This is a genomic window from Streptomyces pilosus, assembly GCF_014649835.1.
Lineage (GTDB): Bacteria > Actinomycetota > Actinomycetes > Streptomycetales > Streptomycetaceae > Streptomyces > Streptomyces pilosus.
This window is the reverse complement of the sequence record NZ_BMTU01000021.1, coordinates 69,474-93,370: the sequence shown is the minus strand read 5'-3', so window position 1 is coordinate 93,370 and position 23,897 is coordinate 69,474. Positions and strand designations below refer to the sequence as shown.

19 protein-coding genes, 3 pseudogenes and 3 riboswitches are annotated in these 23,897 nt (G+C 70.2%); of the genes and pseudogenes, 9 read left to right on the top strand and 13 right to left on the bottom strand.

Annotated elements, in window-relative coordinates:
- The first annotated feature begins 134 nt into the window (after nt 1–134).
- Nucleotides 135–1,532 carry an MFS transporter gene (locus tag IE118_RS32505; protein WP_189561689.1) on the top strand — a complete coding sequence of 466 codons (1,398 nt, stop codon included), beginning with the start codon at nt 135–137 and terminating at the stop codon, nt 1,530–1,532.
- Nucleotides 1,529–2,740, top strand: a complete 1,212-nt coding sequence (locus IE118_RS32500; protein ID WP_189561688.1) for an FAD-dependent monooxygenase — start codon at nt 1,529–1,531, stop codon at nt 2,738–2,740. Before IE118_RS32505 ends, IE118_RS32500 begins: the two co-directional genes overlap by 4 nt.
- Here IE118_RS32500 and IE118_RS32495 read toward each other — a convergent pair.
- Entirely contained in the window at nt 2,632–2,958 is a 327-nt protein-coding gene (locus IE118_RS32495; RefSeq protein ID WP_229847059.1) for an Arc family DNA-binding protein, read from the bottom strand. The two genes, IE118_RS32500 and IE118_RS32495, sit on opposite strands and share 109 nt — an antisense overlap.
- Before the next feature lie 38 nt (nt 2,959–2,996).
- Between IE118_RS32495 and IE118_RS32490 the strand changes: the two genes are divergently transcribed.
- Nucleotides 2,997–4,220, top strand: coding sequence for an RNA-guided endonuclease InsQ/TnpB family protein (locus IE118_RS32490; protein ID WP_189561686.1), 1,224 nt, complete (start codon nt 2,997–2,999; stop codon nt 4,218–4,220).
- 84 nt (nt 4,221–4,304) lie between these two features.
- Nucleotides 4,305–4,715 (top strand): annotated as a pseudogene (locus IE118_RS32485) (hypothetical protein); the annotation flags it as partial.
- 32 nt (nt 4,716–4,747) lie between these two features.
- Here IE118_RS32485 and IE118_RS32480 read toward each other — a convergent pair.
- The 8 genes from IE118_RS32480 to IE118_RS32445 form a co-directional block, all read right to left on the bottom strand.
- A complete protein-coding gene (locus tag IE118_RS32480) occupies nt 4,748–5,533 on the bottom strand; it encodes an ABC transporter ATP-binding protein (RefSeq protein WP_189561685.1) in 786 nt (261 codons plus the stop codon).
- Nucleotides 5,530–6,645 (bottom strand): FecCD family ABC transporter permease, encoded by a 1,116-nt coding sequence (locus IE118_RS32475; RefSeq protein WP_189561684.1) that lies wholly within the window; start codon nt 6,643–6,645, stop codon nt 5,530–5,532. The genes IE118_RS32480 and IE118_RS32475 overlap by 4 nt, the downstream gene beginning before the upstream one ends.
- Nucleotides 6,642–7,607 carry an ABC transporter substrate-binding protein gene (locus IE118_RS32470; RefSeq protein ID WP_229847058.1) on the bottom strand — a complete coding sequence of 322 codons (966 nt, stop codon included), beginning with the start codon at nt 7,605–7,607 and terminating at the stop codon, nt 6,642–6,644. The genes IE118_RS32475 and IE118_RS32470 overlap by 4 nt, the downstream gene beginning before the upstream one ends.
- Before the next feature lie 88 nt (nt 7,608–7,695).
- Nucleotides 7,696–7,873, bottom strand: a riboswitch (cobalamin riboswitch).
- A 54-nt stretch (nt 7,874–7,927) separates the two neighbouring features.
- The gene (locus IE118_RS32465) at nt 7,928–8,677 is read right to left on the bottom strand and encodes a class I SAM-dependent methyltransferase (RefSeq protein WP_189561682.1); all 750 of its coding nucleotides are present in this window, start codon (nt 8,675–8,677) and stop codon (nt 7,928–7,930) included.
- Nucleotides 8,646–9,920: an MDR family MFS transporter gene (locus IE118_RS32460; protein WP_229847057.1), complete on the bottom strand. Its 1,275-nt coding sequence runs from the start codon at nt 9,918–9,920 to the stop codon at nt 8,646–8,648. The genes IE118_RS32465 and IE118_RS32460 overlap by 32 nt, the downstream gene beginning before the upstream one ends.
- Nucleotides 9,913–11,154 (bottom strand): ATP-grasp domain-containing protein, encoded by a 1,242-nt coding sequence (locus IE118_RS32455; RefSeq protein ID WP_189561681.1) that lies wholly within the window; start codon nt 11,152–11,154, stop codon nt 9,913–9,915. The genes IE118_RS32460 and IE118_RS32455 overlap by 8 nt, the downstream gene beginning before the upstream one ends.
- Nucleotides 11,151–12,173: a cysteine synthase family protein gene (locus IE118_RS32450; protein ID WP_189561680.1), complete on the bottom strand. Its 1,023-nt coding sequence runs from the start codon at nt 12,171–12,173 to the stop codon at nt 11,151–11,153. Before IE118_RS32450 ends, IE118_RS32455 begins: the two co-directional genes overlap by 4 nt.
- Nucleotides 12,170–13,039 (bottom strand): GHMP family kinase ATP-binding protein, encoded by an 870-nt coding sequence (locus IE118_RS32445; protein ID WP_229847056.1) that lies wholly within the window; start codon nt 13,037–13,039, stop codon nt 12,170–12,172. The genes IE118_RS32450 and IE118_RS32445 overlap by 4 nt, the downstream gene beginning before the upstream one ends.
- 235 nt (nt 13,040–13,274) lie before the next feature.
- A riboswitch (cobalamin riboswitch) is annotated at nt 13,275–13,499 on the bottom strand.
- Between the two features lie 210 nt (nt 13,500–13,709).
- Here IE118_RS32445 and IE118_RS32440 point away from each other — a divergent pair.
- The 3 genes from IE118_RS32440 (at nt 13,710) to IE118_RS32430 (ending at nt 16,096) form a co-directional block, all read left to right on the top strand.
- Nucleotides 13,710–14,690 carry a ferric reductase-like transmembrane domain-containing protein gene (locus IE118_RS32440; protein ID WP_189561679.1) on the top strand — a complete coding sequence of 327 codons (981 nt, stop codon included), beginning with the start codon at nt 13,710–13,712 and terminating at the stop codon, nt 14,688–14,690.
- 72 nt (nt 14,691–14,762) lie between these two features.
- A riboswitch (cobalamin riboswitch) is annotated at nt 14,763–14,882 on the top strand.
- A gap of 63 nt (nt 14,883–14,945) precedes the next feature.
- Entirely contained in the window at nt 14,946–15,350 is a 405-nt protein-coding gene (locus IE118_RS32435) for a (2Fe-2S) ferredoxin domain-containing protein (protein ID WP_189561678.1), read from the top strand.
- Nucleotides 15,351–15,385: 35 nt separating this feature from the next.
- The gene (locus IE118_RS32430; RefSeq protein WP_189561677.1) at nt 15,386–16,096 is read left to right on the top strand and encodes a (2Fe-2S)-binding protein; all 711 of its coding nucleotides are present in this window, start codon (nt 15,386–15,388) and stop codon (nt 16,094–16,096) included.
- Nucleotides 16,097–16,165: 69 nt separating this feature from the next.
- Here the strand turns inward: IE118_RS32430 and metE are convergent.
- The 3 genes and pseudogenes from metE to IE118_RS32405 all read right to left on the bottom strand — a co-directional run.
- Nucleotides 16,166–18,121 (bottom strand): annotated as a pseudogene (gene metE / locus IE118_RS34550) (5-methyltetrahydropteroyltriglutamate--homocysteine S-methyltransferase); the annotation flags it as partial.
- 121 nt (nt 18,122–18,242) lie between these two features.
- The gene (locus tag IE118_RS32410) at nt 18,243–18,815 is read right to left on the bottom strand and encodes a GNAT family N-acetyltransferase (protein WP_189561674.1); all 573 of its coding nucleotides are present in this window, start codon (nt 18,813–18,815) and stop codon (nt 18,243–18,245) included.
- Nucleotides 18,815–19,168, bottom strand: a pseudogene (locus IE118_RS32405) (tRNA (adenosine(37)-N6)-threonylcarbamoyltransferase complex transferase subunit TsaD); the annotation flags it as partial. The gene IE118_RS32410 and the pseudogene IE118_RS32405, both read right to left, overlap by 1 nt.
- A 522-nt stretch (nt 19,169–19,690) precedes the next feature.
- Between IE118_RS32405 and IE118_RS32400 the strand changes: the two are divergent.
- Nucleotides 19,691–20,332, top strand: a complete 642-nt coding sequence (locus tag IE118_RS32400; protein WP_189561672.1) for a superoxide dismutase — start codon at nt 19,691–19,693, stop codon at nt 20,330–20,332.
- Nucleotides 20,333–20,818: 486 nt separating this feature from the next.
- Nucleotides 20,819–21,580 carry a hypothetical protein gene (locus IE118_RS32395; RefSeq protein WP_189561671.1) on the top strand — a complete coding sequence of 254 codons (762 nt, stop codon included), beginning with the start codon at nt 20,819–20,821 and terminating at the stop codon, nt 21,578–21,580.
- A 126-nt stretch (nt 21,581–21,706) separates the two neighbouring features.
- Here IE118_RS32395 and IE118_RS32390 read toward each other — a convergent pair whose 3' ends face one another.
- Nucleotides 21,707–23,842, bottom strand: a complete 2,136-nt coding sequence (locus IE118_RS32390) for a hypothetical protein (protein WP_189561670.1) — start codon at nt 23,840–23,842, stop codon at nt 21,707–21,709.
- Nucleotides 23,843–23,897 lie beyond the last annotated feature (55 nt).

Sequence of the window (23,897 nt, the reverse complement as noted above, 5' to 3'; positions counted from 1 at the left end):
AAGCGGCCCGCCCTCAAGGAGGCCCTGCCCCCGAAGAGCGTTTCCCCGCCGAAGCCGTCGACGGCCGGGGCGGGCGAAACCGCCACCCGGGCGGCCGGACCCCTACCCGCCCGGCACCAACGGAAAGGACCCTCGTGACCACAACCCTGGCCTCTCCGGCCCGCATGGAGAAGGCGGCCGTCGCGGCCCTGGGCATGCTGGCGGTCTCCACCGGCGCCCTGGAGTCGGTCGTGGCGCCGACGCTCCCGCTCCTGCAACGCGAACTGGACATGAGTCCGTCCGAAGGGGCGCTCCTCAACATCGTGCTCGCCATCACCGGCACCCTCATCACACCGTTCGCGGGCAAACTCGGCGACCGCTACGGCGGGAAACGCGTCCTGATCCGGCTGATGGCCGTGGTGTCGGCCGGCGGCCTGGTGTCCGCCCTGGCGCCCAACCTGCCGGTGCTGCTGATCGGCCAGATTCTTCAGGGGGCGATGGTGGGCGCACTGCCGCTGTCGTTCATCGTGGTGCGCACACACCTCCCCTCCGGAGCGTCGAAGGCCGCCATCGGACTGGTCAGCGGAATGTTCGTGGGCGGCTCGATGGTGGGCCTGCTGGCGGCCGGGCCCGTGGCGGAAGCGTTCTCCCGGCACTGGATGTTCGCGGTGCCGACCTTCGCGGTCATCGGATTCACCCTGCTGGTGAACAGGCTGATGCCGTCCGATCCGCCGGGCCGGCCGGACGACGCCGGGCTCGACTGGCCAGGCCTGCTTCTCCTGAGCGGGATCCTGGTCACCCTCCTGCTCGTGTTCGCGCTGGCACCCGAGGCAGGCTCGCAGCCACTCGTGTTCGTCGCCCTCATCGCCCTGCTGGCCGCCTTCGTGGCCGGGTGGACAGCCGTTGAACGTCGCTCGGCCGCGCCGATGGTCGATCTGCGCATGCTGGCACGGCCGGTGATCTGGAAGTCGTGTGTGGTGACGTTCGTGATATGCCTCGGCACCGCGATGGGGGTCTATCTCGTCCCGCAACTGCTCGACGTGTCGGGCGATGGATACGGTTTCGGGCTCGGCGCCACCGAGATCGGCTTCGTCCTCCTGCCCGGCGCCGTCGCCGCGACGCTGGCCGGGCCGCTCGGCGGAATCTGGGAGCGGCGCTTCGGCTCGCGTGCCGTGGTCGCCACCGCGGCCGTCCTGATGGCCGCCGCCCTGCTCGCGCTGGCGGCCGCACACTCCGAGGTCTGGCACATCGCCGTCGGCAAGGCGCTGATCGCGCTCGCCAACGGCTTGTGCGTCACGGCCATGGTGACCAGCATCGCCTCTTCCGTCGACGCAGGCGACACCGGCATCGCCACCAGTCTGGTCCTGGTGACGCGCGTGCTGGGCTCCGCCGTGGGCGGGATGCTCGGCGGCACACTCCTCACCTCGGGAACCCTCCCCGGCTCCGAGGTCCCGACCGAATCGGCCTTCAGCGCCGGTTTCCTCATCGCCGGCGTCGTCGCGGTGCTGTCCCTGCTTGTCGTCCGAACCATGAGCAAAGGAGTCAAGGAATGACCTACACCGACCAGCTGACGGCTGCTCGTACCACGCCGAGGCCCAAGGTCCTGATCTCCGGGGCCGGCATCGCTGGTCCCGTCCTCGCGTTCTGGCTGAACCGCTACGGATACGCGGTCACGATGGTGGAGAAGGCGGGCGCGCCGCGCAGCGGTGGCTACCCCGTCGACGTGCGCGGCACCGCGCTGGAAGTCGTCCGTAGGATGGGCATTTTGCCACGGCTGCGGGAGGCGCACGTCGACCTGCGCCGGCTCACCTTCCTCGAAGGGGACGGCAGGGAGGTGACCTCGCTGCACCCGCACAGCGTCACTGGCGGTGTCGAGGGGCGGGACCTCGAGGTACGGCGCGGAGACCTCGCCGACGCTCTCCACACGACGGTCCGTGACGACCTGGAGTTCGTCTTCAACGATTCCATCGACACCCTCGACCAGTCCGGCCACGGAGTGGACGTCACCTTCCGCGGGGGCGGCCGGCGTACCTTCGACCTCGTCTTCGGTGCGGACGGCATGCACTCGCGTACCCGGGACATGGTGTTCGGCCCCGAAGAGCAGTTCCACCACTACCTCGGCTACTGCTTCGCCGTGTTCACCATGCGCAACACCTTGGGACTCTCCCACGAGAGCGTGATGTGGAACTCTCCCGGCAGGGCCGCGGCCCTCTACGCCGTGGGCGACGACGAAGTGCACGCCTTCCTGAACTTCGCCCAGCCGCGACTGCCGTTCGACGCGTTCAAGGATCCGCAAGCCCAGCGCGACCTGGTCGCCACGGCCTTCGCCGACTCCGGATGGGAGGTCCCGGGCATGCTGGCCGCCCTGCGTGACGCGGACGACGTGTTCTTCGACGCGGTCAGCCAGATTCGCATGCCCCGCTGGTCCCACGGCAGGGTCGCGCTGGTGGGCGACGCCGCGTGGGCGCCGTCATTCCTCACCGGACAGGGCACCAGCCTCGCCCTCGTCGGCGCGTACATGCTCGCCGGTTCCCTGGCCGGCCGGGACCATGCCGCGGGTTTCGCCGCCTACGAACACTCCACCCGTGACTTCGTGACCATGAACCAGGCTCTGGTCGGCAACGGCAGTGCCACCCTCTTCCCGACCACGCCTCAGGCCCTGGCGGAACGCAACGACAGGCTGCGCGCCATCGACGCCGTCCCCTCCGGTGAGGGACGACCGGCCCACTCGGCCCTCACCCTGCCCGACTTCACCGGGTGACCGGAGGATGCCCCGTCCTTTAGAGCGGGAGGAATCCGGCTTCCCGCGTAGCGGGGCAAGGAAAGAGCAATCGCCGTCAGGGCGATTGCTCGTTTCTCTCCCGCGGCGGCGCGAGCGACCTCAGGCCTGTACAGCAACTCGGAGTTGAGGGACCGCCGCTCGCGCTGTGCGTGAGCGCGCAACCAGTCACGGTGTTCTCTGGGGAGACGCAGCGTCATACGGACTTCCTCATCAGTCATGGTGCTATTACTGGTGTATGGCGACACCAGTGCTAGGCGACGGGGTCGGGCACGCCCGGTACACCTACCGGCTTCGCGTGTCGTCTACGGCCCGCACCGCTCTGGAAGCGGAGTGGGGCCGGTGCCGCTGGGTCTGGAATGAGTGCGTGGCCAAGTCCCGCCAGACCCACTCCCACAACAAGACACGTCCCGGCGACAAGCGCACGTGCGGTCCGGCGCAGCTCGACAAGATGCTGACCGAGGCCCGCGCGGCGATGGCGTGGCTGCGCGAGGGCGCTTCGGTGCCACAGCAGCAGACCATCCGGGATTTCGCGAAGTCCCGCGCCAAGGCGTTGAAGGACATCGCCAAGCGGCTCCCGATGCCGCGGCGCGCGGGCATGCCCCGCCCGAAGAAGAAGTGTGAGGCGCTGCCGACGCTGAACTACACCAAACGCGGATTCCGCGTGAAGGATGGCCGACTGCACCTCGCGGGCGGCATCGTCCTGACGGTGGTCTGGTCGCGCGAGCTGCCGTCCGACCCGTCGAGCGTGCGCGTGTACCGCGACAGCCTCGGCCACTGGCACGCCTCGTTCGTCGTCGCCGCGCAGACACAGCCCCTTCCCGCTACCGGTACCGTGATCGGCATCGACTGGGGTGTCAAAGAGACCGCGACCACCACCTCGAACGCACACGACCTCCCCCACGCCGAGCACGGCAAGAACGCGGCGCAGCGCCTCGCCCGCTATCAGCGGATGATGGCCCGCCGGAAACCGAAGCGCGGCCAGCCCGCGTCGAAGGGCTACCGGAAGGCGCAGAAGCAGACGGCGAAGCTGCACAAGAAGGTCGCCCGGCAACGCCAGGACACGGCCCGCAAGTGGGCCAAGCGCGTGGTCCGCGACCACGACGCGATCGCCGTCGAGGACTTCCGCCCGAAGTTCCTCGCGAAGACCACCATGGCCCGCAAGGCCGCAGACGCCGCGATCGGCGCCAACAAGGCTGCACTGATCGACCAGGCCCGCAAGCACGGCCGCGCCGTGCACCTGGTCGACCCCGCGCACACCACCATGGACTGTGCGCACTGCGGTGTGAGAGCCAAGCACCGCCTGCCTCTTTCCGAGAGAACGTACACGTGCACCGCGTGCGGAGCCGTCTCGCCCAGAGACAAGAACTCCGCCCGCGTGATGCTCGTCCGGGCTGGTCTCAACCCGGCTAGTGCTGAGGGCGTAAGACCCCCGGGGGCGCTGCTCCCGGAGGCCGCCTGAGCTAGGAATCCCCCTCCTTCAGGAGGGGGAGGACGTCAAGCCCATGACGTGACCCGGAGCTCCGCTCGGTTCTTACAAGCGCCGTTGCCCGAGCGGAAGCGTCCCGATCACCCCACCCGCAAGCTCGTCGACGCCGTGTTCAAGGATGTGACCTCGTTGCACGTCTCCCGGCCGGCCGCGTGGGCCCTCCGCGTCGGTGACGCGGGCCGTGCTGACGGAGATCATCGACGGCACGAGAAGCGCGGCGGCCGAGGATGCCAGGAAGAGGCTGATCCCCAAGGACCTCATCTGGCGACCGACCGCAACGTCGAGGTGGAGGAGGGATCGGCGTGCTACCTGCACAGCCCGACCTTCCACGGCCTGATCGGCGAGCTGCGCAACGCCGATGGTGCGCTCGTGTCTCTTCGTGAGCGCCGCGGGGCGCGTACACCGAATGGTGTGGCTGGGACCCACCGGTTCGAGGCCGGGGTGAGAAGTGTGCTGCGAAGCCGGGGATGAAGGGGTGGGGCAGTACCGGGGCGGGTCCTTCAGTTACGCGGCTCTTCGGGTAGGAAGGTCACCTGCGGGGCGCCCGTGCGCGGGTGGGCGGCGACTTCCGCTGCTACTCCGTAGACCTCGGCCAGGAGCTGCGGTGTGAGGATCTCAGCGGGCGGTCCGGAGGCGGTGACTTCGCCGGCGTGCAGGACGTAGAGGCGGTCGCAGTAGTAGGCGGCCAGGTTGAGGTCGTGGAGGGCGAGCAGCACGGTGGTGGGCAGGCGGCGCAGCACGCTGAGCACGGACAACTGGTGGCGGATGTCGAGGTGGTTGGTGGGTTCGTCGAGGACGAGGAGGGTGGGCTGCTGAGCGAGGGCGCGCGCGATGAGGACACGCTGGCGCTCGCCGCCGGAGAGCCGGTCGAAAGGGCGGTCGGCCAGGTGGACGGCGTCGACTGCGAGGAGTGCGGAGTCGATGAGTTCGGCGTCCTCGGCTGTGTCGCCGGCGAGGAGCTGTTTGTGTGGGGTGCGGCCCATGGCGACGACCTCGCGGACGGCGAGGTCGAAGTCAGGGGCCGAATCCTGGACCACTGCCGCCACGGTGCGGGCAAGTTGCCGCACCGGCAGCGCCCAGGCGTCGCCGCCGTCGACCCGGACCTGGCCGGTGTCGGGGCGCAGGACGCGGTAGACGCTGCGCAGAAGGCTGGACTTGCCGCTGCCGTTGGGACCGACGAGCCCGATGGTCTCGCCCGGGCGGGCGGTCAGTGAGACATCGCGCACCAGGTGGCGGGCTCCGGCGGTGAGCGTGACGCCGTCGATGCTCAGTTCGGCTGCGGTCATGCCACTCCTCGGTCGGTGCCGCGCCGGGCGTCCCGTCGCATCAGCCACAGGAAGAACGGCCCGCCGCACAGGGCCGTGAGCACGCCGACGGGTATCTCCATCGGTGCGGCGATGGTCCGTGCGGCGATGTCGGCCCAGATGAGGAAGACTGCTCCGCCGAGTGCCGCCGTCGGCAGGACCCGGCGGTGGTCGCCGCCGACGAACAGGCGCACGATGTGGGGCATCATCAGGCCGACGAAGCCGATCGGTCCGGCCGCCGCGACCAGCACCCCGGTGACGAGGGAGAGCACGACGAACAGCCGGGCGCGGAATCGGGCCACGTCCAGCCCCATCGTGGTCGCTGCCTCCTCTCCGGCCAGCAGCAGGTTCAGGTTGCGGGCCTGCGCCATGAGGACGCCGACACCGAGCAGCAGGGCCGTGCCGGGCAGCCACAGCGTGCCCCAGTTGACCCCGCCGAGGCCGCCGAGGGTCCAGGCGAGGACCGCGCGGGCCTCGTTGCCCCGGTCGGTGGTGAGCAACAGCAGATCGAGGACCGCGGTGAGCACCGCCGCGATCGCCACTCCGGACAGCACCAGCCGTGTCGAGGTGATACGTCCGCCGGTGCGGGCGGTGGCGTACACGAGCAGGAGCGCGCCCAAGGCGCCGATGAAGGCGGCCACCGACAGGGAGAGCGGTCCGAAGAGCGTGACCCCGAACACGATCACTGAGACCGCGCCGAGCGATGCCCCCGACGAGACGCCGAGCAGATATGGCTCGGCGAGCGGGTTGCGCACCAGAGCCTGCAGTGCGGTGCCGATCACCGCCAGGCCGGCGCCGGTGACCGCACCGAGCAGCACCCGCGGCGCCCGCACGTCCACCACGATGGTCTCCCGGGCCGGCGACCAGTCCGGATCCTGCCAGTCAGCGCCCAGTGCGTGTGTCACGATGCCCCATACCTGGCCGGGCGGCACCTGGACGGAGCCGATCGCCAGGCCCGCCGTGGCGGAGACCATCAGCAGGGCGGTGAGTACGAGCAGCGTGACGGCCAACCGTGTACGGCCTGTTCCTGACCCGGTGGTCTTCCGCCGTTGAACCGTCCGCTCGGTGGACGTGTCGGTGGCGGCCTGGGTCACCGGAAGCTCTCGGGGTGCAGCCCGCGGGCCAGGTCGTCGACCGCGTAGGCCGAGCGGATGCCGACCAGGGTGGCGGTCAGCGGCAGGACGACGAACCGCTTGTTCCTGATGGCGGGTACGTCGGCGAGCGCGGATTGGGAGAGCAGGAACTCCTTCTTCTCCTCCACGCTTCCGGCGCCGGCGTAGTCGTAGATGGCGATGATCTCGGGCCTGCGCTCGACGACCTGCTCCCAGGAGACGTCGCCGAAGACGTCGTCGAGGTCGGCGAAGACGTTCTCGCCGCCGGCCAGCCGGATCAGTTCGGTGCCCAGGCTCTTGCCGCCCGCGGTGAAGGCGCTCTTGTCGCCGCTGTCGTAGACGAAGACGGGCACCTCGGGCTCGCCCTCGACCTTGCCGGTGGCCTTGCCGACGCGGCCTTCGAGGTCGGCGACCAGCTTGTCGGCCCGGTCCGGGACACCGAAGACCTTGCCGATGGTGCGGATCTCGTCGTAGGTGTCCTCCATTGTCACCTGCTTCTTGCCGCAGTACTCGCGGTTGAGGTAGGTGTCGATGCCGGCGTCGGCGAACGCCTTGCGGGAGCGGCCCTCGTTCTCGGCGAAGGCGCTGCCGTAGCCGCCGTAGACGAAGTCGGGTTCGGCGTCCAGGATTTTCTCGAACGACGGTTCTTTCTTCGCCAGTTCGGGGATCGCCTCGTAGTCCTTCTTCAGCTCGGGCAGGACGGCGGAGTCGGGGAAGGCTGTGCCGACCATGCGGTCCTTCAGACCGAGGGCGAGCATGAGTTCCGCCGGGTGCTGATGAATGGTGACCACCCGCGACGGCGGCCTGTCGTACGTCGTTTTCACGCCGCAGTTGTCGACAGTGATCGGGAAGCCCGTGGGCACGGCAGCGGTAGCCTTCGCGTCCCTGCCGCTCTCCTCGGACGAACCGCAGCCGGTGGTCAGCAGCACTGACGAAAGAGCCATGGCAGCGGCCGTGGCACGAAGGAACCCGCGCGTGCGGGCAGGGGTGAACAAAGGGGACACGTGAAGCCTCCTGGAGTCCGCGCTCCTCGGATCGGGCCCGCGACGGACCAGTGTCCTGACTCCCGGATCGACGTTCCCTCCGCCTTCCCGCGCGGTGCGCAGTGGCATGTCGGAGGGGCGCTCCCCGGTCACAGTGGCGGGACCGTGCCGGATTCGCACCGGCTTCCTGTCTCCCGTCGCGGCGATGACCAGGTGATCCTACGTTCCTTCGAGCCGACGGCAAAAGGGCGCGCGGACCCGGCCGCACGCCCCGCACCCCCTCACGCTTCGCGGACCGCCCGAAGGACGAGCCGCTCGGCACTCTCGTCGTAGGGGCGCCCGTCGAACCCGCCGAAGACCTCCACGTGGCCGAACCCCGCCTCCTCGGTCATCCGCCGCAGCTCCACCGCGCTGTACACGAACCACGTCAAGGTGGCCCGCGTCACCCGCTCACCCCGGACCAGCACCCACTCGCTGCGCAGCCGCGCCCACTCGTCCAGCACGGTGTCGGTTTGCACCATCAGGTCGTCACCCCGCCGCACCACCTTGGGCGGAGTGACCCTGCGGGCCAGGAGCTCCTTTCCGGCGAGGTCCAGGACGAGCGTGCCGCCGGGAGCCAGGCAGGTGTACATCGTGCGCAGCACGCGCGCGTTGTCTGCGGGATCCTCGAAGTACCCGAAGGAGGTGAACATGTTGAGGACGACGTCGAAGCCGCCCGGTGCCTCGTACTCGCGGGCGTCGGCCCGCACGTACGTCACCTCTGCACCGGCGTCGGCCGACCGCTTGCGTGCCCGGTCCAGCATGGCCGGGCTCAGGTCCACTCCGGTCACGCGGTGACCGCGGCGGGCGAGCGGCACGGTGAACACCCCCGGCCCGCAGCACAGATCCAGCACACGCGCCCCCTGCGGAAAGGTCAGTAGGGGAGAGGTATCCAACAGCTCCTCGGCCTGCTCGTGGCGCTGCTCGGAGAAGAGGAAGTCATGGAATTCGGTCCAGAAGTCATCGTCCTGGAATCCGCCCGTCCGTGTCATCGCGCGTCAGTGCTCCTTCATGGTCGCCGTCGGGGACAGGACGCAGCGCCGTGCGACGGCGCAGCGTGAGTAGAAGAGGGGGAAGCAGCAGACACTGGACGGCTGCCAGCAGCCAGAACCAACCGGTGTGCCCGGCCCGTTCGCTGAGGCCGTACAACTGCCCGCCCAGCACGCCGCTCAAGCAGGCGCCCAGGCCCGCGGCCAGCCGCTGCTGGCCGAAGACCACGGCGTCGGAGCGCGGACTGCGGTGCAGTGCCTCCAGGTCGTTCTTGAGGAACAGCACGGTGTCGCCCAGGGTGATCAGCGCGCCACCTGCCAGCAGTGCCGTCCGGGTACCGGCCGCCAGCACCGTCAGGCCCGCCGCCAGGCCCGTGAAGCCGACCGCGAGGGCGAGGGCGTACGGCATGCGCCGGATCAGGCCGGACGCGAGCGGCTGGACGACGATGACCAGCGTGAAGCAGAGCAGCAACACCACGCTGTAGAAGGCGCTGGAGGCGCGCTCGACGGCGTACACCGCCAGGAAGTGCTGGAAGTGGAAGTAGAGATAGAAGGCCAAGGCGTTGGCGACGAACGGCAGGAGTGCCACACCGGCCAGGAGACCCGAGGCGGCAGTCTCCTCCGACCCGGTGGGGTGCTCCGCGGTTGTCCCCGGTAGTCGGGCGTGTCCCGCCGTGACCGCGAGGAACAGCGCCGTGACGGCCACGAACAGCCAGCCGGGTGACGACAGGACGAACGGCCCGGCGATCAACGGGCCCACGGCCATGCCCGCATTGAGTGCCGCGTTGCCCGCCGACAGGAACGCCGGGCGGCGCTCGTCGTCGACCCCGTGCACCAGGTACGCCTTGTTGGCGGGCAGGTAGAGCGCGGCACCGCAACACGTCAGGACCAGCGCCCAGATCGCCAGGGGCGGCCAGCGCAGGGCCAGCAGGAGCCCGGCGAAACCGGCGGTGCGTACGACGAGTGCCCACAGCATCGTGCGGCGTAGCCCGATCCGGTCCGCGAGGGCCCCACCTACGATGCCGCCGGAGAACTGCACGAGCGACGCCACGGCCAGGACGACACCGACCGTGCCGAGCCCCATCCCAAGCCGTTCGTGCAGGAACACCGACATGAACGGCAGCACCATGAAGCTACCGAGCGGAATGAGGAACGAGCTGAGCAGGAGAAACCGCAGCGGGCCGGTGAGCGGGAACAGCGAGGCGCGCAGACCAGGTCCCGGTCCCCAGGTGGTGCGCTCACCCACCGGGCGCCTCCGGACTGGCCGGGTCGGTGAGAACCCGCAGGGCGTTGGCAGCGGCCACCGCGCGGTGAGTGGCGAGTTCGGCGGTCTGCGCCTCGGCGTACACGATGCCCGCGTAGCCGCGGCTGTCGCCCAGGTGCTCGATGAGGTCCCCGGTCTGCTTGACCGGATACCAGGCGGGCGTTCCCGGCATGTCGGTGAGCCGGTCGAGCCCGGCCACGCCGGTGAACACGCCGGGCGTGGCCGGATAGCCCAGGACGAAGGCGACGGCCGGACCACCGGGCAGGTCCGCGTCCATGAGACGGGGGCGGCGACCGAGCACGGCCTCGACCATCGCCTCGTACACGTTGACGCCGAGCGCCCGGCACATGCCCTCCCCGACCAGGGCGCCCCCGATCCGGGGATTGACCTCCACCACCTCCGGGCCGTCGGCGCTCAGCACGAACTCCACGTGTGCGAACCGGTCGGTGTACCCGATGGCGGCGAGCACCCGGTCGAGCCAGCGCTCCAGCGATGTCCGCTGCGGGTCCGGGAAGGCGACGGGGAAGGCGGTGATCTCCTCCCGGAAGTGCGGCTCCGGCGACATGAGCCGGCTGGAGACACCCAGCAGCCGGGTGCGGCCGTCCCAGGTGAGCGTCTCGGCGCTGTACACCGGGCCGCTGAAGTAGGGCTCGGCGAACAACCGTCCCTTCAGGTCCCGGCCGGACGCCTCGGCGAGTGCCGTGTCGAGTTCTCCCTCATCCCGGACCAGCCACACGTTCTGGCTTCCTGTGCCCGCCGTGTCCTTGAGCACGAGCGGCAGTCCCGCCTCCTCGAGCAGCAACCCGCGTGCCTCACGGTCCGGACCGGCGTTCTCGACGGCCCTTCCGCGGGACAGACCCGCGTCGTGCAGCCTGTTGCGTACGGCGGCCTTGTCCCGGGTCAGTCGCAGGACGGACGGATCGAGACCCGGCAGGCCGAGGCGTTCGGTGAGGGCAGCGCCGGTGAGAGTCCAGGTGTCGGTGGAACTGATCAGGCCGCGCAGTCCCGGAGTGCGCTGGAGCAGATCGGCGGTTCGTTCTGCGTCGAAGGTGTCGGTCACGACGACATCGAGGGCGCCGGCGGGTAACCGGTCCAGTTCATAGGTGTAGTAGGCGGGGTCCCGGGTGAGGAGCAGCAGGCGCTCGCCGAGCCGGTCGGCGGCGCGGACCAGATGGCGAAGGCCGAAGGTCAGTGACTCCAGGCAGGCCACGGTCATGCCGCCCGCTCCTTCCAGTGGGCCGGGCAGGGAGTGCGCTGCCACGTCATCCTCGACCAGGGCATGGTCATCTCCTCCGGAGTGCGAACCTCAAGGGGTTTCAGCGCGGCCGGGTCCAGGGCCTCGGCGTGTCGGGCGAACACGCGTTCCACGTAGCGGTGTCCGGTGTCGGCCCCAATCACCAGGTGCAGTCGGTCGGGGTAGCGGCGGGCCTCGTACGTCGCCGTCAGGTAGCCGGCACCGGTGGACAGTCCGGCGAACACCGCGTGTTCGCGCAGCAGGGTGACGGCGCCGGACATGGCGTGGGTGAAGTCCAGCCAGTGCACGGTGTCGTAGAGATGGTGGCGGACGTTGTCGAAGACGATCGACGAGCCGATGCCGGCGATGATCGCCTCGGGATCGTGATGGTCCTGGCTGCCGAAGGTGACGCTGCCGAAGGGCTGGACGCCGACCAGGCGCACCGAGGGGTCCGTCACGCGCAGGCGTGCCACGATGCCGCCGGTCGAGGCTCCCGACCCCACCCCGCCGACGACGGTCAGCGATACGGCCGGGAACTCCGCCGCGATCCGGTCGGCGACCTCGCGGTAGCCGAGGTAGTGGACGTCGTCGTGGTACTGACGCATCCAGTGGTGTCCGGGACGCTCGGCGAGGATCTCGCGCACCCGCCGCACCCTCAGTTCCTGGTCGAGCTTGAGGTTCCGCGACGGTCTGACCTGTTCCACCGTGGCGCCGAGGATCTCCAGTTGGGCGAGGGTGGTGACGTCGACGGTGGTGGACGCGACGATATGGCACCGCATGTCGTACCGGTGGCAGGCCAGCGCGAGGGCGTAGGCGTAGATGCCGCTGGAGCTGTCGATCAGGGTCTGCCCCGGACGGACCGTGCCCCGCTCCAGCAGATGACGGACGGCGGCCAGGGCCGAGTAGATCTTCATCGACTCGAACCGCAGCAGGACCAGGCCATCGGTGAGCCGGACGAGATCCGGGACTTTCAGAGCGTCGGCGATGTGGGGGTGGATCACCCGTAGCCTCCTTGGGCGAAGGTGCACTGGTGGCCGAGCGAGTGGAAGAACGCGGAGAGTTCGGACTTGACCTCGGCGCATGGGCGTGAGGCGAAGAGATAGCCGGCCAGGCAGCCGGTGTGGGCGACGAAGACGCCGTCGGCGCCGAACCGCTCACGATGGGTTCGCAGGCTGCCGAAGGTCACCTTGGGCAGCACCTCCTGGGACAACGCGGCGCTGACCGTCGCGGCACGGGCGACGGCCGCCGGGTCACCCGAATCGAAACCCTTCACCAGATCGGTCAGACACCGCTGGTACTCCTCGCCGCGGCGCCGGTAGTGGTCCAGCAGCAGGGGAGTGACGGCGGCGGTGTCCACCGTGCCGGGCTCCGTGACGTAGGCGGTGTGGAAGCCGATATCCGCGCCCAGCCGCCGCACCACCTGGTGCCGGCCGCTGAGATACAGGGCGAACTCGTCGAGGAAGACGCTGTCGGCGCGCTCGATGTCCGCCAGGACGCCGAGGACCACGTCCGTGTCGTACGGCAGGGAGAAGACGCGGAACAGACAGCGCAGCGTCGCCACGATGTCCGCCGTCGAACTGGCCATCCCCACGCCCACCGGAAGTTCGGAGTGGGTGCGCCAGTCACCCGCGGGCAGGGCGAGACCGTAGTGGTCCAGGAAGAGCCGGGCCGCTGTCACCGACTTCTCACCCAGGGCCGGCGGACGCGGTGGTCCGGCCGTCGTCCTCGGTGTGAAGTACACCCAGGAGTGACGGTCCACGGGAAAGGACACCACCGCGATCTCAGGCTCGGTGTCCGCTCGCAACGGGCCCTGGTACAGCTCACCCAGAGTGCCGTGGCAGACACCGGACACCGTGCCGACAGCCACGTCCGGATCCTGGAGGACGCCCGCGACGGGTCCGAGGATCGTCTGTCCCGGTCCGTCGGACGACACGTCGACCCGGGGTCGGTACGGCCGACGCGAACCGGCTGGATCCCGCACGCCATCCTCCTCCGTCCCGGCCTTGAACACCGACAGGGAAGGAGGCGCGGCCACACACACGACGTACGACCGACCGTACCGCCGACCCAGTCCACGAGGTCACGTGCACAGCCCGCGCGGGACGCGGGCGCAGTGGCAGGTCTTCGGACTCGCGGGCACGTCCGCCGAAAGGGCGGACACCTACCGGCCGTCTCTTCCCCGGCCCTGACACGGGCCCAGTGACATCGACGGCTTTCGTTCCCACTCACCGCTGCGGGACAGCCCCGGACTCGCACCGGGTTCCCTCTTGCGTCGCGCCGCTGGCCGTCCGGGCGGACGGGAGGCGCGAACCGACTGCGTGTATCAGCGTAAGGGCGCTCGTACTCCTGCGACAGTGGCGCTTCGGCGGTTGTCTTGAATGTGGAGGGGAGGCAGAAACCAGGTGTGTCCCTGTCCAGCTGTCATGGCGGCCCTGGCCTGATAACGCCTCTGGCGATGGCTGCCCCATCAGCCAGACTTGTTGCCTCACGACACATGCACACCGTTGCCGCGGTGGCCCGTGCCCGGGAGGACCTTGATGCTGTCAGACGCGAGTCCGGACGAAGACGGGGCAGTAGCCCCGCCCGGAAGGCGACGGCCTCCCGGGGACCGCGTGGCTCTGCGCGGCGACCTGCGCTCCGCGCTGCCCGACGCCACCGCGGCGGTGGTGGTCACGGCGCTCGTGTTCGCCCTCCTGTGGGCGCGCATGGAGTCGGGCGAGTCGGACACCGTCGCGGTCATGCCGTTCATGGACGATCCCGGCACCTACTGGATGTACCTGCTCAGCCAGGCGTTCGGCTGGTCGGGGCTGCTGTGGGCGTGGGGCACGGTCATGCTCGGTCTTCTGCTGTCGGGGCCGCGCCCCGCCCGGCTGCCGGTCTCCCGGCAGGTACTGGAGCGCTGGCACCGCACCACGAGCCTGACGACCATGGCGCTGATGTTCGCGCACGCGCTGATGTTCGCGGCGGAACTCGTCCGCTACGAGACGAAGGTGGACTGGGCCGAGCGGCTGTGGATCGGTTTCGCGGACAGCTTCGTGCCGGGCTGGTACGACTCCGGAACCGGTCGGATCGCCATCCCGCTCGGTCAGGGGGCCCTGTACCTGGCGATTCCGCTGGGGCTGTTGTTCTACGTCCGGCACCGCATCGGAGCGAACACCTGGCGGCGGCTGCACCGGTTCGTGATCGTCGTCTATGTGCTGAGCGTGTGGCACACGCTGCTGTACGGGACCAACGTCTGGTACGGGGAGTGGCCGCGTACCGCTCTGTGGCTGCTGCAACTCCCGGTAGCGGCACTGCTGTTGCTGCGCCTGTTGCGACCGGCCCGGCGGGCCGAACGGCTGGGCTCCCCGAGCGGGGGCGCGGCCCGGCCGGGGTGGTGGGTGAGAGCGGCAGGACGGGTCCTCGCCGGAGCCGTCGTCATCGGGCTGGTCATCGTGGTGATGTCGGGCCGCGACGGCGGACGGGACCGTCCCACCCATCCGCCCGCGACGGCCCCGCACAGCCAGGAAACGGACTGACGACAGGCACCGGGCGAGTGGCATGGCGTCGCGGGATGGGATGATGGCCGGCGACAGGGCGACGGCGGACGTGGAAGCCGGTGTGAATCCGGCGCGGTCCCGCCACTGTGATCGGCGAGCGAGTCCCGACAGGCCACTGCCCGGCAGCGGGTGGGAAGGCCGGGACGAGCATCGATCCGAGAGCCAGGAGACTCACGCGGTCGCCTCCTCGACGACCACCGGGGCGGATCTCCCCGGAGAGAGGGACGGCACCGCATGCCCGCAGCGCCGACCGGACGAACGACGGACGACGAGAGGCCCGTGACGGTCACCGTCCCCGTGCCGTGCCGCATCGTCGTGTGCCGCGACTGCTGCTGCGGCAGCCCCAAGGTGACCGGCGTCGACCACGCGGCCCAGACCGAACGTCTGCGTGCCGCGGCACCGGTACGCGTCTCCGACTGCCTCGACGTCTGCGAACACGCCAACGTCATCGTCGTTCAGCCTTCTGCGGAGGGCCGGGCCGCCGGTGCCCGGCCCGTCTGGTTGGGGCTGGTCAACGACCCGGACGCGACCGAGGACATCGTGGCGTGGACCCGCGCAGGCGGTCCTGGGGTGGCGCCCCGGCCGGACATTCTCGACCTGTACGCCATCACGCCGCCGCGGCGGCGTACGGCCTCCTGAGCGTGTGGCCGGAGAGCCGGAAGGAGGACAGGACCGTGCACGACGCCCGTGCGTCGGCCGCATCTGTTGCCGCCGCACTGCACGACGTGGCGAAGCTCGGCGGCTTCTTCGCCCTGCACGTCGGCGGACGGGACAACGGCTGGCATCCGATCGCGCGCTCCTACAGGGCGGGCTTCACCGATCTCGCCGAAGCTGTCGCACGCCGCCACCACACCGCGGAGCCGCGCGTCGACGTTTCCATCGCCCACCTCGGTCACGCCGCCCGCCTCTGGTCACCGGCCCTTACCTGCGTCGTCCTGCACGGAATCGTCCCCGACCTGGAAGGGCTGGAGAGAGCCGACGAGGGGCCGGCCCTCCGGGTGCCCCGCCCGGCCGGCTGGTACGCCGACAGGCTCGACGGCGGTCCCGCCCGCGCCCTGTACCAGCAGGTGACACGTCACCTGTCGGCACTGGCCGACGGACTGCGCGTCAAGGTCGCCCCGCGTCTGCTGGACGGCAACTCGGCCTCGGCGCTCGCCGGGGCGGCCCACGCCCTGTGCGCGCTCCGTCCCGCCGTACGCGGGCCGCTCACCGACCTCACGACCGAGCTGCTGGACACCGGACGCCTGGCGGGCACCGGAGTGCTCACCGGCCCCGACCTCGCGTTCCGCCGCCGAAGCTGCTGCCTCTACTACCGCGCGCCGAACGGCTCGAAGTGCGGTGACTGCGGGCTGGCCGACGGCCTACGCCGCCGAGCCCCGCGATGAGGTACATCCGTTCCGGGCCGTGCCGCTCACCAGGCCGGAACATGTGCGTCCGGCCCGGTGAGCCGGGAGTCAGGAGCGGGACAGCTCGTCACGGACGGTGCGGGCGGCGGCCACCAGGTGTTCGAGCGAGGCCCGGATCTCGGGCCAGGCGCGGGTCTTCACACCGCAGTCGGGGTTGACCCAGAGCCGTTCGGCGGTCATGGCCTTCAGACCGGTGCGCAGGAGGTCCGCGGCCTCCTCCGTGCTCGGGACGCGCGGGGAGTGGATGTCGTAGACACCCGGTCCGGCCTCGCGCGGGTAGCCGTGGGCGGCGAGTTCGTGGGCGACCTGCATGTGGGAGCGGGCGGCCTCCAGGCTGATGACGTCGGCGTCGAGGTCGTCGATGGCCTGGACGATGTCGCCGAACTCGGCATAGCGCACATGTGGGTGTGGATCTGGGTGTCCGGGCGGACGCCGGACATGGTGAGCCGGGAGGTTTCGGTGGCCCAGGCGAGGTATCCGGCCCGGTCGGCGGTGCGCAGGGGCAGCGTCTTGCGCAGGGCGGGTGCGACCTGATGGGCGGTGTCGGCGAGTGGCTGATCGTCGCGGACGAAGGACCAGGCGAGCATGGTGACCGGCCCGGTGAGCATGCCCTTGACCGGCTTCTCGGTGAGCGACTGGGCGTAGGACGTCCAGCGCACCGTCATCGGCTCGGGGCGGGAGATGTCGCCGGCCAGGATCGGCGGGCGGACATAGCGGGTGCCGTAGGACTGGACCCAGCCGTGCTGCGTGGCCAGGTAGCCGGTGAGTTGCTCGGCGAAATACTGGACCATGTCATTGCGTTCGGGTTCGCCGTGTACGAGGACGTCGATGCCGGTCTTCTCCTGGAAGGAGATGACCTCCTGGATCTCCGCCTTGATCCGCTCCTCGTAGTCGGCCGTGTCGATCCGCCCGGCGCGCAGGTCGGCGCGGGCGGTGCGCAGTTCGGTGGTCTGCGGGAAGGAGCCGATGGTCGTGGTCGGCAGCAGCGGCAGCCCGAGGTGGGCGCGCTGGGCGGCGGCGCGCTCCGCGTAGCACGGGGAACGGCGCGTGTCGGCCTCGGTGACCGCGGAGGCGCGGGCGCGGGACGGACGGATCGTGGGTGACGGGGGAGTGGGGACGAGAGGCGAGGTCGGCACGGTTCGCCGCCAGGGCGGCGGCGATGGCGTCGGTGCCCCGGGCGAGACCCCTGGCACGGGTGACGACCTCGGCGGTCTTCTGCCTGGCGAAGGCGAGCCGGCGCAGGATCTGCGGTTCGATGTCCCGTTCGGCGGCCGTGTCCAGGGGGACGTGCAGCAGGGAGCAGGAGGCGGACACGTCGACGCGGTCGGCCAGGCCCAGCAGCGTGCCGAGCGCGGACAGGGAGGCGGCGAGGTCGTTGACCCAGACGTTGCGGCCGTTGACCACACCGGCGACCAGCCGCTTGCCGGGCAGCCCGCCGGCGGAGGCCAGCGTGTCCAGGTTGGCGGCCGCCGCCCCGGTCGAAGTACGAGGCGACCAGGAGCTTCGGCCGGTCGGCGAGACCGCCGAGGTCACGGTAGGCGCGTTCGGCGGCGTTCAGCTCGGCCGGGGTGCGGTCCTGGACGAGGGCGGGCTCGTCCAGCTGGACCCACTCCGCGCCCGCCGCCCGCAGGTCGGCCAAGACCTCGGCGTACACGGGCAGCAGCCGGTCCAGCAGGGTGAGTGGGTCGAAGTCCGCCGGCATGCCCGGGGCGGGATTGGCGAGCACAAGGTAGGTGACGGGAGGACGGGCCGGGCGGTCAGGCCGAGCGCGAGGGCCTCCTTCAGCTCACCGACCTGCTTGGCGGAGTCGGCGGTGAACGCGGAGTCGGGGCCCAGTTCCGGGACGAGGTAGTGGTAGTTGGTGTCGAACCACTTGGTCATCTCCAGCGGTGCCACTTCCTGGGTACCGCGCGCCATGGCGAAGTAGCCGTCCAGCGCGTCGCCGGCGACGGCGGGGCGGTGGCGCTCGGGGATCGCACCGACCATGACCGTGGTGTCCAGGACGTCCCTCCGCGCCACGGCCGCTTGACGAACGGCAGGGTCGGCAATGGGGCGCTGGGGCGCGCTCGGTGACGATGTCGAGAGGGCGGCATGTCAGCGCTGCGCAAGGTGGAGCTCCGAAGGTTCACAGGGGGAGCGGGGCGAGGGAACGGGCGGGGTGGCGCGGGCCGAGGAAGACGACGATGCCCGTGCCGTCGGGGGAAGGGTGGGTGGCTTGCGTCCAGCCGTTGCGGCGGTAGAAGGCCATGGCGCGCCCGTTCCGGACCGAGGTGAGCAGCCATGCCCGTCCCTCTGGCGCGTCTGTGGTCACCGCTTCGAGGAGGCGGGTGGCGAGGCCGGTGCCGCGGGCGGTGGGCCGGACGGCGAGTTCGTCGATCTCCCGGGCTCCGCACAGCCAGCCGGCGGTGCGGTCGTTGCCGAGGCCGGCGGCCGCCTGGGGATAACAGCGGTCGGTGGGGAAGGGGGCCGGAGTGGTCCACGCGGTGGCGAAGCCGACGACCTCCCCGTCGCGCACAGCGGTCGCGGCGGTGAACCCGGCACGCCGTACGCTCACCGGCAGCCTGGAGAGGAACTCGGTTGCCTGCGCCTCGTCCTCGTGCCAGGGCGGGGCGCAGAAGGCGTCGATGTACACCGAACGCAGTGCATCGGTGTGCGTGAGTATTCCGGCGTCCCGGTGCACACGGATGTCGGTGGTCATCAGGCGGCCACCGCCTTCCCCATGACGACAGCATGCCGTGCGGTGTATTCCAGCGGTGCCGGTGCGGCGCCCGCCCGTACGAGAAGGTCGCCGACGGGGGCGGTCATCGCGCCGTTGCCGGTGCACAGCCGCAGCGGCGGCATCCGCAGTTCGGCGCCCGCCGTCATACGGTGTTCCTCGGCCGATGACCGTACCGGCGAGCTCGCGGTGATACCGCCGGCCGCGAGAAGGGTGCTCACGCCGTGCTCGGCGCAGGCGGTGACCGCCTCGATGACCGAAGCGTCCTTGTCGAAGCACTCCGCGACCGCGTCGTCCAGTGCGTCCCCGAGGTGGGTGATCGGGTCCCGGACCAGGACCGCTTCCTGCTTGTCGTAGGACGACGCGACGCCTGGCGCCATCGCAGATCTCATCGGCGACTCTTTCTGCCTACGGTATGTTGTTGCAACTATTGTGCAATAAGCTCGTTCATGTGCACCAAACCGGCTCCGCGTACATGGCCGCCCCCGGAGGGCGCGGCCATGACTCCTTCGATGCTGCGCCTGATGCCGTGGTGCGCCGACGTGGCCCCCGCACGGCTGCTGTGGATCGCCGCGGTGAAAGCCGTCCGGGCCGGCGGCGACGGCGGGGGTGGCCCGGAGAGGTCGGCTGGGGCTCGTCTGCCTTCCGTGCCGAACAGGTCGCCCTCGCCGCGGAGTTCGCGGCAGCGAGGTGGGGCCGGGCGCCGCACGCGGTATCGGCCGCCTCGTGTTCGCCGTGCGCCGGTCGAGGTTTCGGCGCGACACCGGTCCTAGGGCCATCGCCTGATCAATGATCGCCACTACTGCTGCTAGCGTGCAACTGCACATTAGTTGCAATAAGGTCGGAGGATGTTGAACATGGCGGTGTACACGCTCCCGGAGCTTCCCTACGACTACTCGGAGCTCGAGCCGGTCATCAACCCGCAGATCATCGAGCTGCACCACGACAAGCACCACGCCGCGTACGTCAAGGGCGCCAACGACACGCTGGAGCAGCTCGCCGAGGCGCGGGACAAGGAACAGTGGGGCTCGATCAACGGCCTGGAGAAGAACCTGGCCTTCCACCTCTCCGGCCACATCCTGCACTCCATCTACTGGCACAACATGACCGGTGACGGCGGCGGTGAGCCCCTGGCCGCCGACGGCGTCGGTGACCTTGCCGACGCGATCGCCGAGTCCTTCGGCTCCTTCGCCGGCTTCAAGGCGCAGCTCACCAAGGCCGCCGCGACGACGCAAGGTTCGGGCTGGGGCGTCCTGGCGTACGAGCCGCTGAGTGGCCGGCTGATCGTCGAGCAGGTCTACGACCACCAGGGCAACGTCGGTCAGGGCTCCACCCCGATTCTGGTCTTCGATGCCTGGGAGCACGCCTTCTACCTCCAGTACAAGAATCAGAAGGTCGACTTCATCGACGCCATGTGGGCCGTCGTCAACTGGCAGGACGTCGCGAAGCGCTACGAGGCTGCGAAGGCCCGCACCAACGTGCTGCTGCTGAACCCCTGACCGCGGCGGCCGAATAACGTCCCGCACGTGATCGTCTTCTCACCCCTCACCTGCGGGCGGCACAAGGAAGGACCTCCGGCCGGGGACGACTCGGCCGGAGACCCTTCTGGTTGTATCCGGGGTGCACGACTTGAACACGTTCGAACCCGCCGGCGCCCATGGCCCCGTGATATCCGTTCCCAGCCATCGCGGGTCGGACGCGCGGCGGCCCGTCCGGGTGAATCAAGTCCGCTGCCGTCACAGCTCGACTCCGTCAGACGCGACGCACGGGGTGACACCTGGGGAGGATATGGCTGCCGCGCTGAAAGGGGCGGCCTCTGCGAAAGCGGTGCATGACCGCCCGTTCGGCAAACAATCAATTGAACGCAATATGACTGCAGTTCGGAATGACCGGCGGCTCTGCGGCAACGCGCGAAATCCACGATGCGGGGCTGATTCGGCGAGCGTAGCCTTGAATTGAGAGGTACGCAGGCCACGGAGGCGACAATGTCAGAACGCATCCTTTTCTACGGCGCGTCAAAAGGCCGCGGCGTGGTCGCCGCCATCGACGACGACAACCGTCTCGGGGACGTTCGAGTCATACCCGAGGGCAGCTTCGCAAGGGACTGGACCGCATTCACCGGCCTGAGCGGTGACCGGATCCTGTTCTACAGCGCGAGCAGGGGCGGCGGCGTGGTCGCCGCCATCGACGACGACAACAACATCGGAGACGTCACCCTCATCCCCAAGGGCAGCATGGCCACGGACTGGACAGAGGTCACCGCGCTCAGCGGCGACCGCATCCTGTTCTACGGAAAGTCCAAGGGCCGTGGCGTGGTCGCCGCCATCGACGACGGCAACAACGTCGGAGACGTCCGCGTGATCCCCGAGGGAAGCTTCGCCAAGGACTGGACGGAGATCGCCAGCCTGAGCGGTGACCGGATCCTGTTCTACAGCGCGACCAGGGGCGGCGGGGTCGTCGCCGCCATCGACGACGACAACAACATCGGAGACCTCACCCTCATCCCCAACGGCAGCATGGCCACGGACTGGACCCAGATCACCGCCGTGAGCGGCGACCGCATCCTGTTCTACGGAAAGTCCAAAGGCCGAGGTGTCGTCGCCGCCATCGACGACGACAACAGGATCGGGGACGTCCAGGTCATTCCCGAGGGCAGTTTCGCCAAGGACTGGACGGAGGTCAGCGCGCTGCGTCCGCAGGAGAGCCGTCTCGCAGCGGGCCTCGCGGCGGAATCGCGCCTCGCCTGACCCTCCCTGTACGCCTCGGTGTCCTGTGCCGGCGCAACGGCACAGGACACCGACACGACGTACACCGGCACGACGTACACCGGCATGACGTACACCGGCATGACGTCCCGCACGCCGACAGGCCCGTCACGCCAACAACTGCGCGAACCCCGGCGCCGTCTCTCCGTACCGCACGTTCCAGCCCTCGACGACGGCCGCCTCCAGAACGCCCGTGTCCACGTCCTCCAGAAGTCGCGGCGACGGCTGCCCCGGCGAGTTCTCGTAGTTGAACGCGATGACGTCCAGGAACACCGGGCGCTTCAGCCCCCTGCTGTTCAGCCTCAGCAGCAACGACTGGGCGAGTGCCGGATACGGCGTGAACTCGGGGTTGCGGAGCCAGTCGGCGAGGTCCGCCTCCGGCACGCTGTAGTCGACGGCCACCTCTGCCAGCGCGTCCATGAACGCGCTGGGCGATGCCTGGGCCTGCAGTAGCCTGCTCAGCTCGCCGCGTCCGACGGCGTCGAGGTCCGGCGGCTGGGCGATCAGCCTGAATGCCTGCCTCAGCCAGGCCCGTTCGGCGATCCGGCGCGTGCTGAGGTCGCTCCACGGCGGTTCGGGCGTCGGCCTGCGGAACGGCGCGGGCATCCGCTGGTACCGCTGCGCGATCCGGGCCAGACAGTCACCGAGCTTCGCCACGTCGTCGGGGTGGACGCCCTCCACCCATCCCGGTGCCGTGAACACGGCCGTGGCGGACGCCGTCGTCCCGCCGCCGCTCACCGTCACCACCGCGGGCGTCTCGTATCGCTCCCCGCCGCGGGAGGTGAGCACCAGCTCGGCCGTCTCCGGCTCGATCGTGTAGTCGAGCGTGAACACCGCCCCGTCCACAGGCACCTCGACCGTCCCGCCCGGCGCGGCCACCGGGACACCTCCTACGCTCCAACTGACCGTGGGCTGCGGGTCGACGGGGACACCGCTGCCGCCGAAGCCGGTGCTGCGCACGCCGAAGGCGGCGGTCGTGGCCGTGGCGAACGTCCCGCGGCGGACGGGATCGCCGCACGGCGTCCTGGTCTCCTGGAGGTCCCCGACGGGACCCATCACGCCGTCGGTCTGGAGCCCCCGGACGATCTCGGCCGCGCTCGCCGCGCCGGCCGTGACCGACACGTCCACCCAGTGCCGGTCCGGATCGGCGGCCACGGTGCGCACGACCAGCGGTGTCGTCGAGACGGTGACGTCGGTGTCCGGTGAATGCGTCGGTACGGCCCCTCTGTACCACACGCGCGGGCCCTTGTCGGCGATGTCGACGACCGAGTGGACGACCACTCCCTCCCGCGAGAGGCTCGCCCCCAGCGGGTCCATTCCGGCGTCCCAGCCCTCGGGTACGCGGTACTCGACGTAGACGCGGCCCACCCCGTTGGCCGGCTCGCCGGGCGGGTGCAGCAGGAGCAGGCACCTGCCGTTCGACGCGGACGCCGGTACGAGACGGGCGGTGACCGGCGCGCCCGGCTGCGGGAAGGGCGCCTCGACCACCCGGCCGGCCAGCGCGTCCGGCATGAACAGATGCAGGTTCGCGCGCGCGAGGTGCGGGCCCATCGCGACGGCGCCCGGGTACGGCCAGCCGGGGACCGCCGGCCCGGTGAAGGTCGGCTCACCGGCGTAGGTCGGCCCCGTGCCGAGGAAGCGGCCGGCGAAGGTGGCCGACGACATGAGGTCGTACGGCGAGCCGTACTCCTGGCCCACGATGATGTCGGCGTCACCCGGCGCCCAGTCGGTGCCGTTGTTGTCGAGCCCGAAGGAGTGGTCCAGGCCGAGGACATGACCGACCTCGTGGCACATGAAGGTGTGGTCGCTCGCCATCACCGGTAATACGGCGACCGGCAGCCCGTCGACACCGCTCGCGCCGCCGTCGAAGCTTTGCGTGATCGTGGGCGGCTGACCCGGGGTCCCCGCCAGGGGGTTGGGCACGGTCCGCTGTCCCGGGTGGGTGAGGACGATCAGACCGTCGAGGCCCGGCCACTCCGGCGGATCGGGGAACCGGGCGCGCAGCGCGTCGACGGCGGCGCGGGCCTGGGCCGCGCGGGAGGTGTCGGTCCCTATCGTCATGTCGACCCACGGGAACATCGTCGAGTCGACGAAGTCGAGATGTCCCCGGGTGGTGTTCTCCCAGAACCGCAGCACGGCGTGGTCGCCGGTCATGAGCACCGCGAAGCAGGCGGGGTCGGGGATGACGGGCACGGCGGTGTCGTGCCGGGCCCGGATGATGCCGAGGCGGACGGACTTGGCCATGATGTTCGGCTCCTTGTCGGGACTGCCGACGCGGGTGCGATTGGTGGGAGTGCGC

Excerpts from the sequence above, each read along its gene's own strand:
- IE118_RS32395 (WP_189561671.1), top strand. The coding sequence starts at position 20,819 with ATGTCAGAACGCATCCTTTTCTACGGCGCGTCAAAAGGCCGCGGCGTG.
- IE118_RS32440 (WP_189561679.1), top strand. The coding sequence starts at position 13,710 with ATGCTGTCAGACGCGAGTCCGGACGAAGACGGGGCAGTAGCCCCGCCC.
- IE118_RS32435 (WP_189561678.1), top strand. The coding sequence starts at position 14,946 with ATGCCCGCAGCGCCGACCGGACGAACGACGGACGACGAGAGGCCCGTG.
- IE118_RS32400 (WP_189561672.1), top strand. The coding sequence starts at position 19,691 with ATGGCGGTGTACACGCTCCCGGAGCTTCCCTACGACTACTCGGAGCTC.
- IE118_RS32490 (WP_189561686.1), top strand. The coding sequence starts at position 2,997 with ATGGCGACACCAGTGCTAGGCGACGGGGTCGGGCACGCCCGGTACACC.
- IE118_RS32495 (WP_229847059.1), bottom strand. The coding sequence starts at position 2,958 with ATGACGCTGCGTCTCCCCAGAGAACACCGTGACTGGTTGCGCGCTCAC.
- IE118_RS32500 (WP_189561688.1), top strand. The coding sequence starts at position 1,529 with ATGACCTACACCGACCAGCTGACGGCTGCTCGTACCACGCCGAGGCCC.
- IE118_RS32410 (WP_189561674.1), bottom strand. The coding sequence starts at position 18,815 with ATGACCACCGACATCCGTGTGCACCGGGACGCCGGAATACTCACGCAC.
- IE118_RS32390 (WP_189561670.1), bottom strand. The coding sequence starts at position 23,842 with ATGGCCAAGTCCGTCCGCCTCGGCATCATCCGGGCCCGGCACGACACC.
- IE118_RS32470 (WP_229847058.1), bottom strand. The coding sequence starts at position 7,607 with ATGGCTCTTTCGTCAGTGCTGCTGACCACCGGCTGCGGTTCGTCCGAG.
- IE118_RS32455 (WP_189561681.1), bottom strand. The coding sequence starts at position 11,154 with ATGACCGTGGCCTGCCTGGAGTCACTGACCTTCGGCCTTCGCCATCTG.
- IE118_RS32465 (WP_189561682.1), bottom strand. The coding sequence starts at position 8,677 with ATGACACGGACGGGCGGATTCCAGGACGATGACTTCTGGACCGAATTC.
- IE118_RS32480 (WP_189561685.1), bottom strand. The coding sequence starts at position 5,533 with ATGACCGCAGCCGAACTGAGCATCGACGGCGTCACGCTCACCGCCGGA.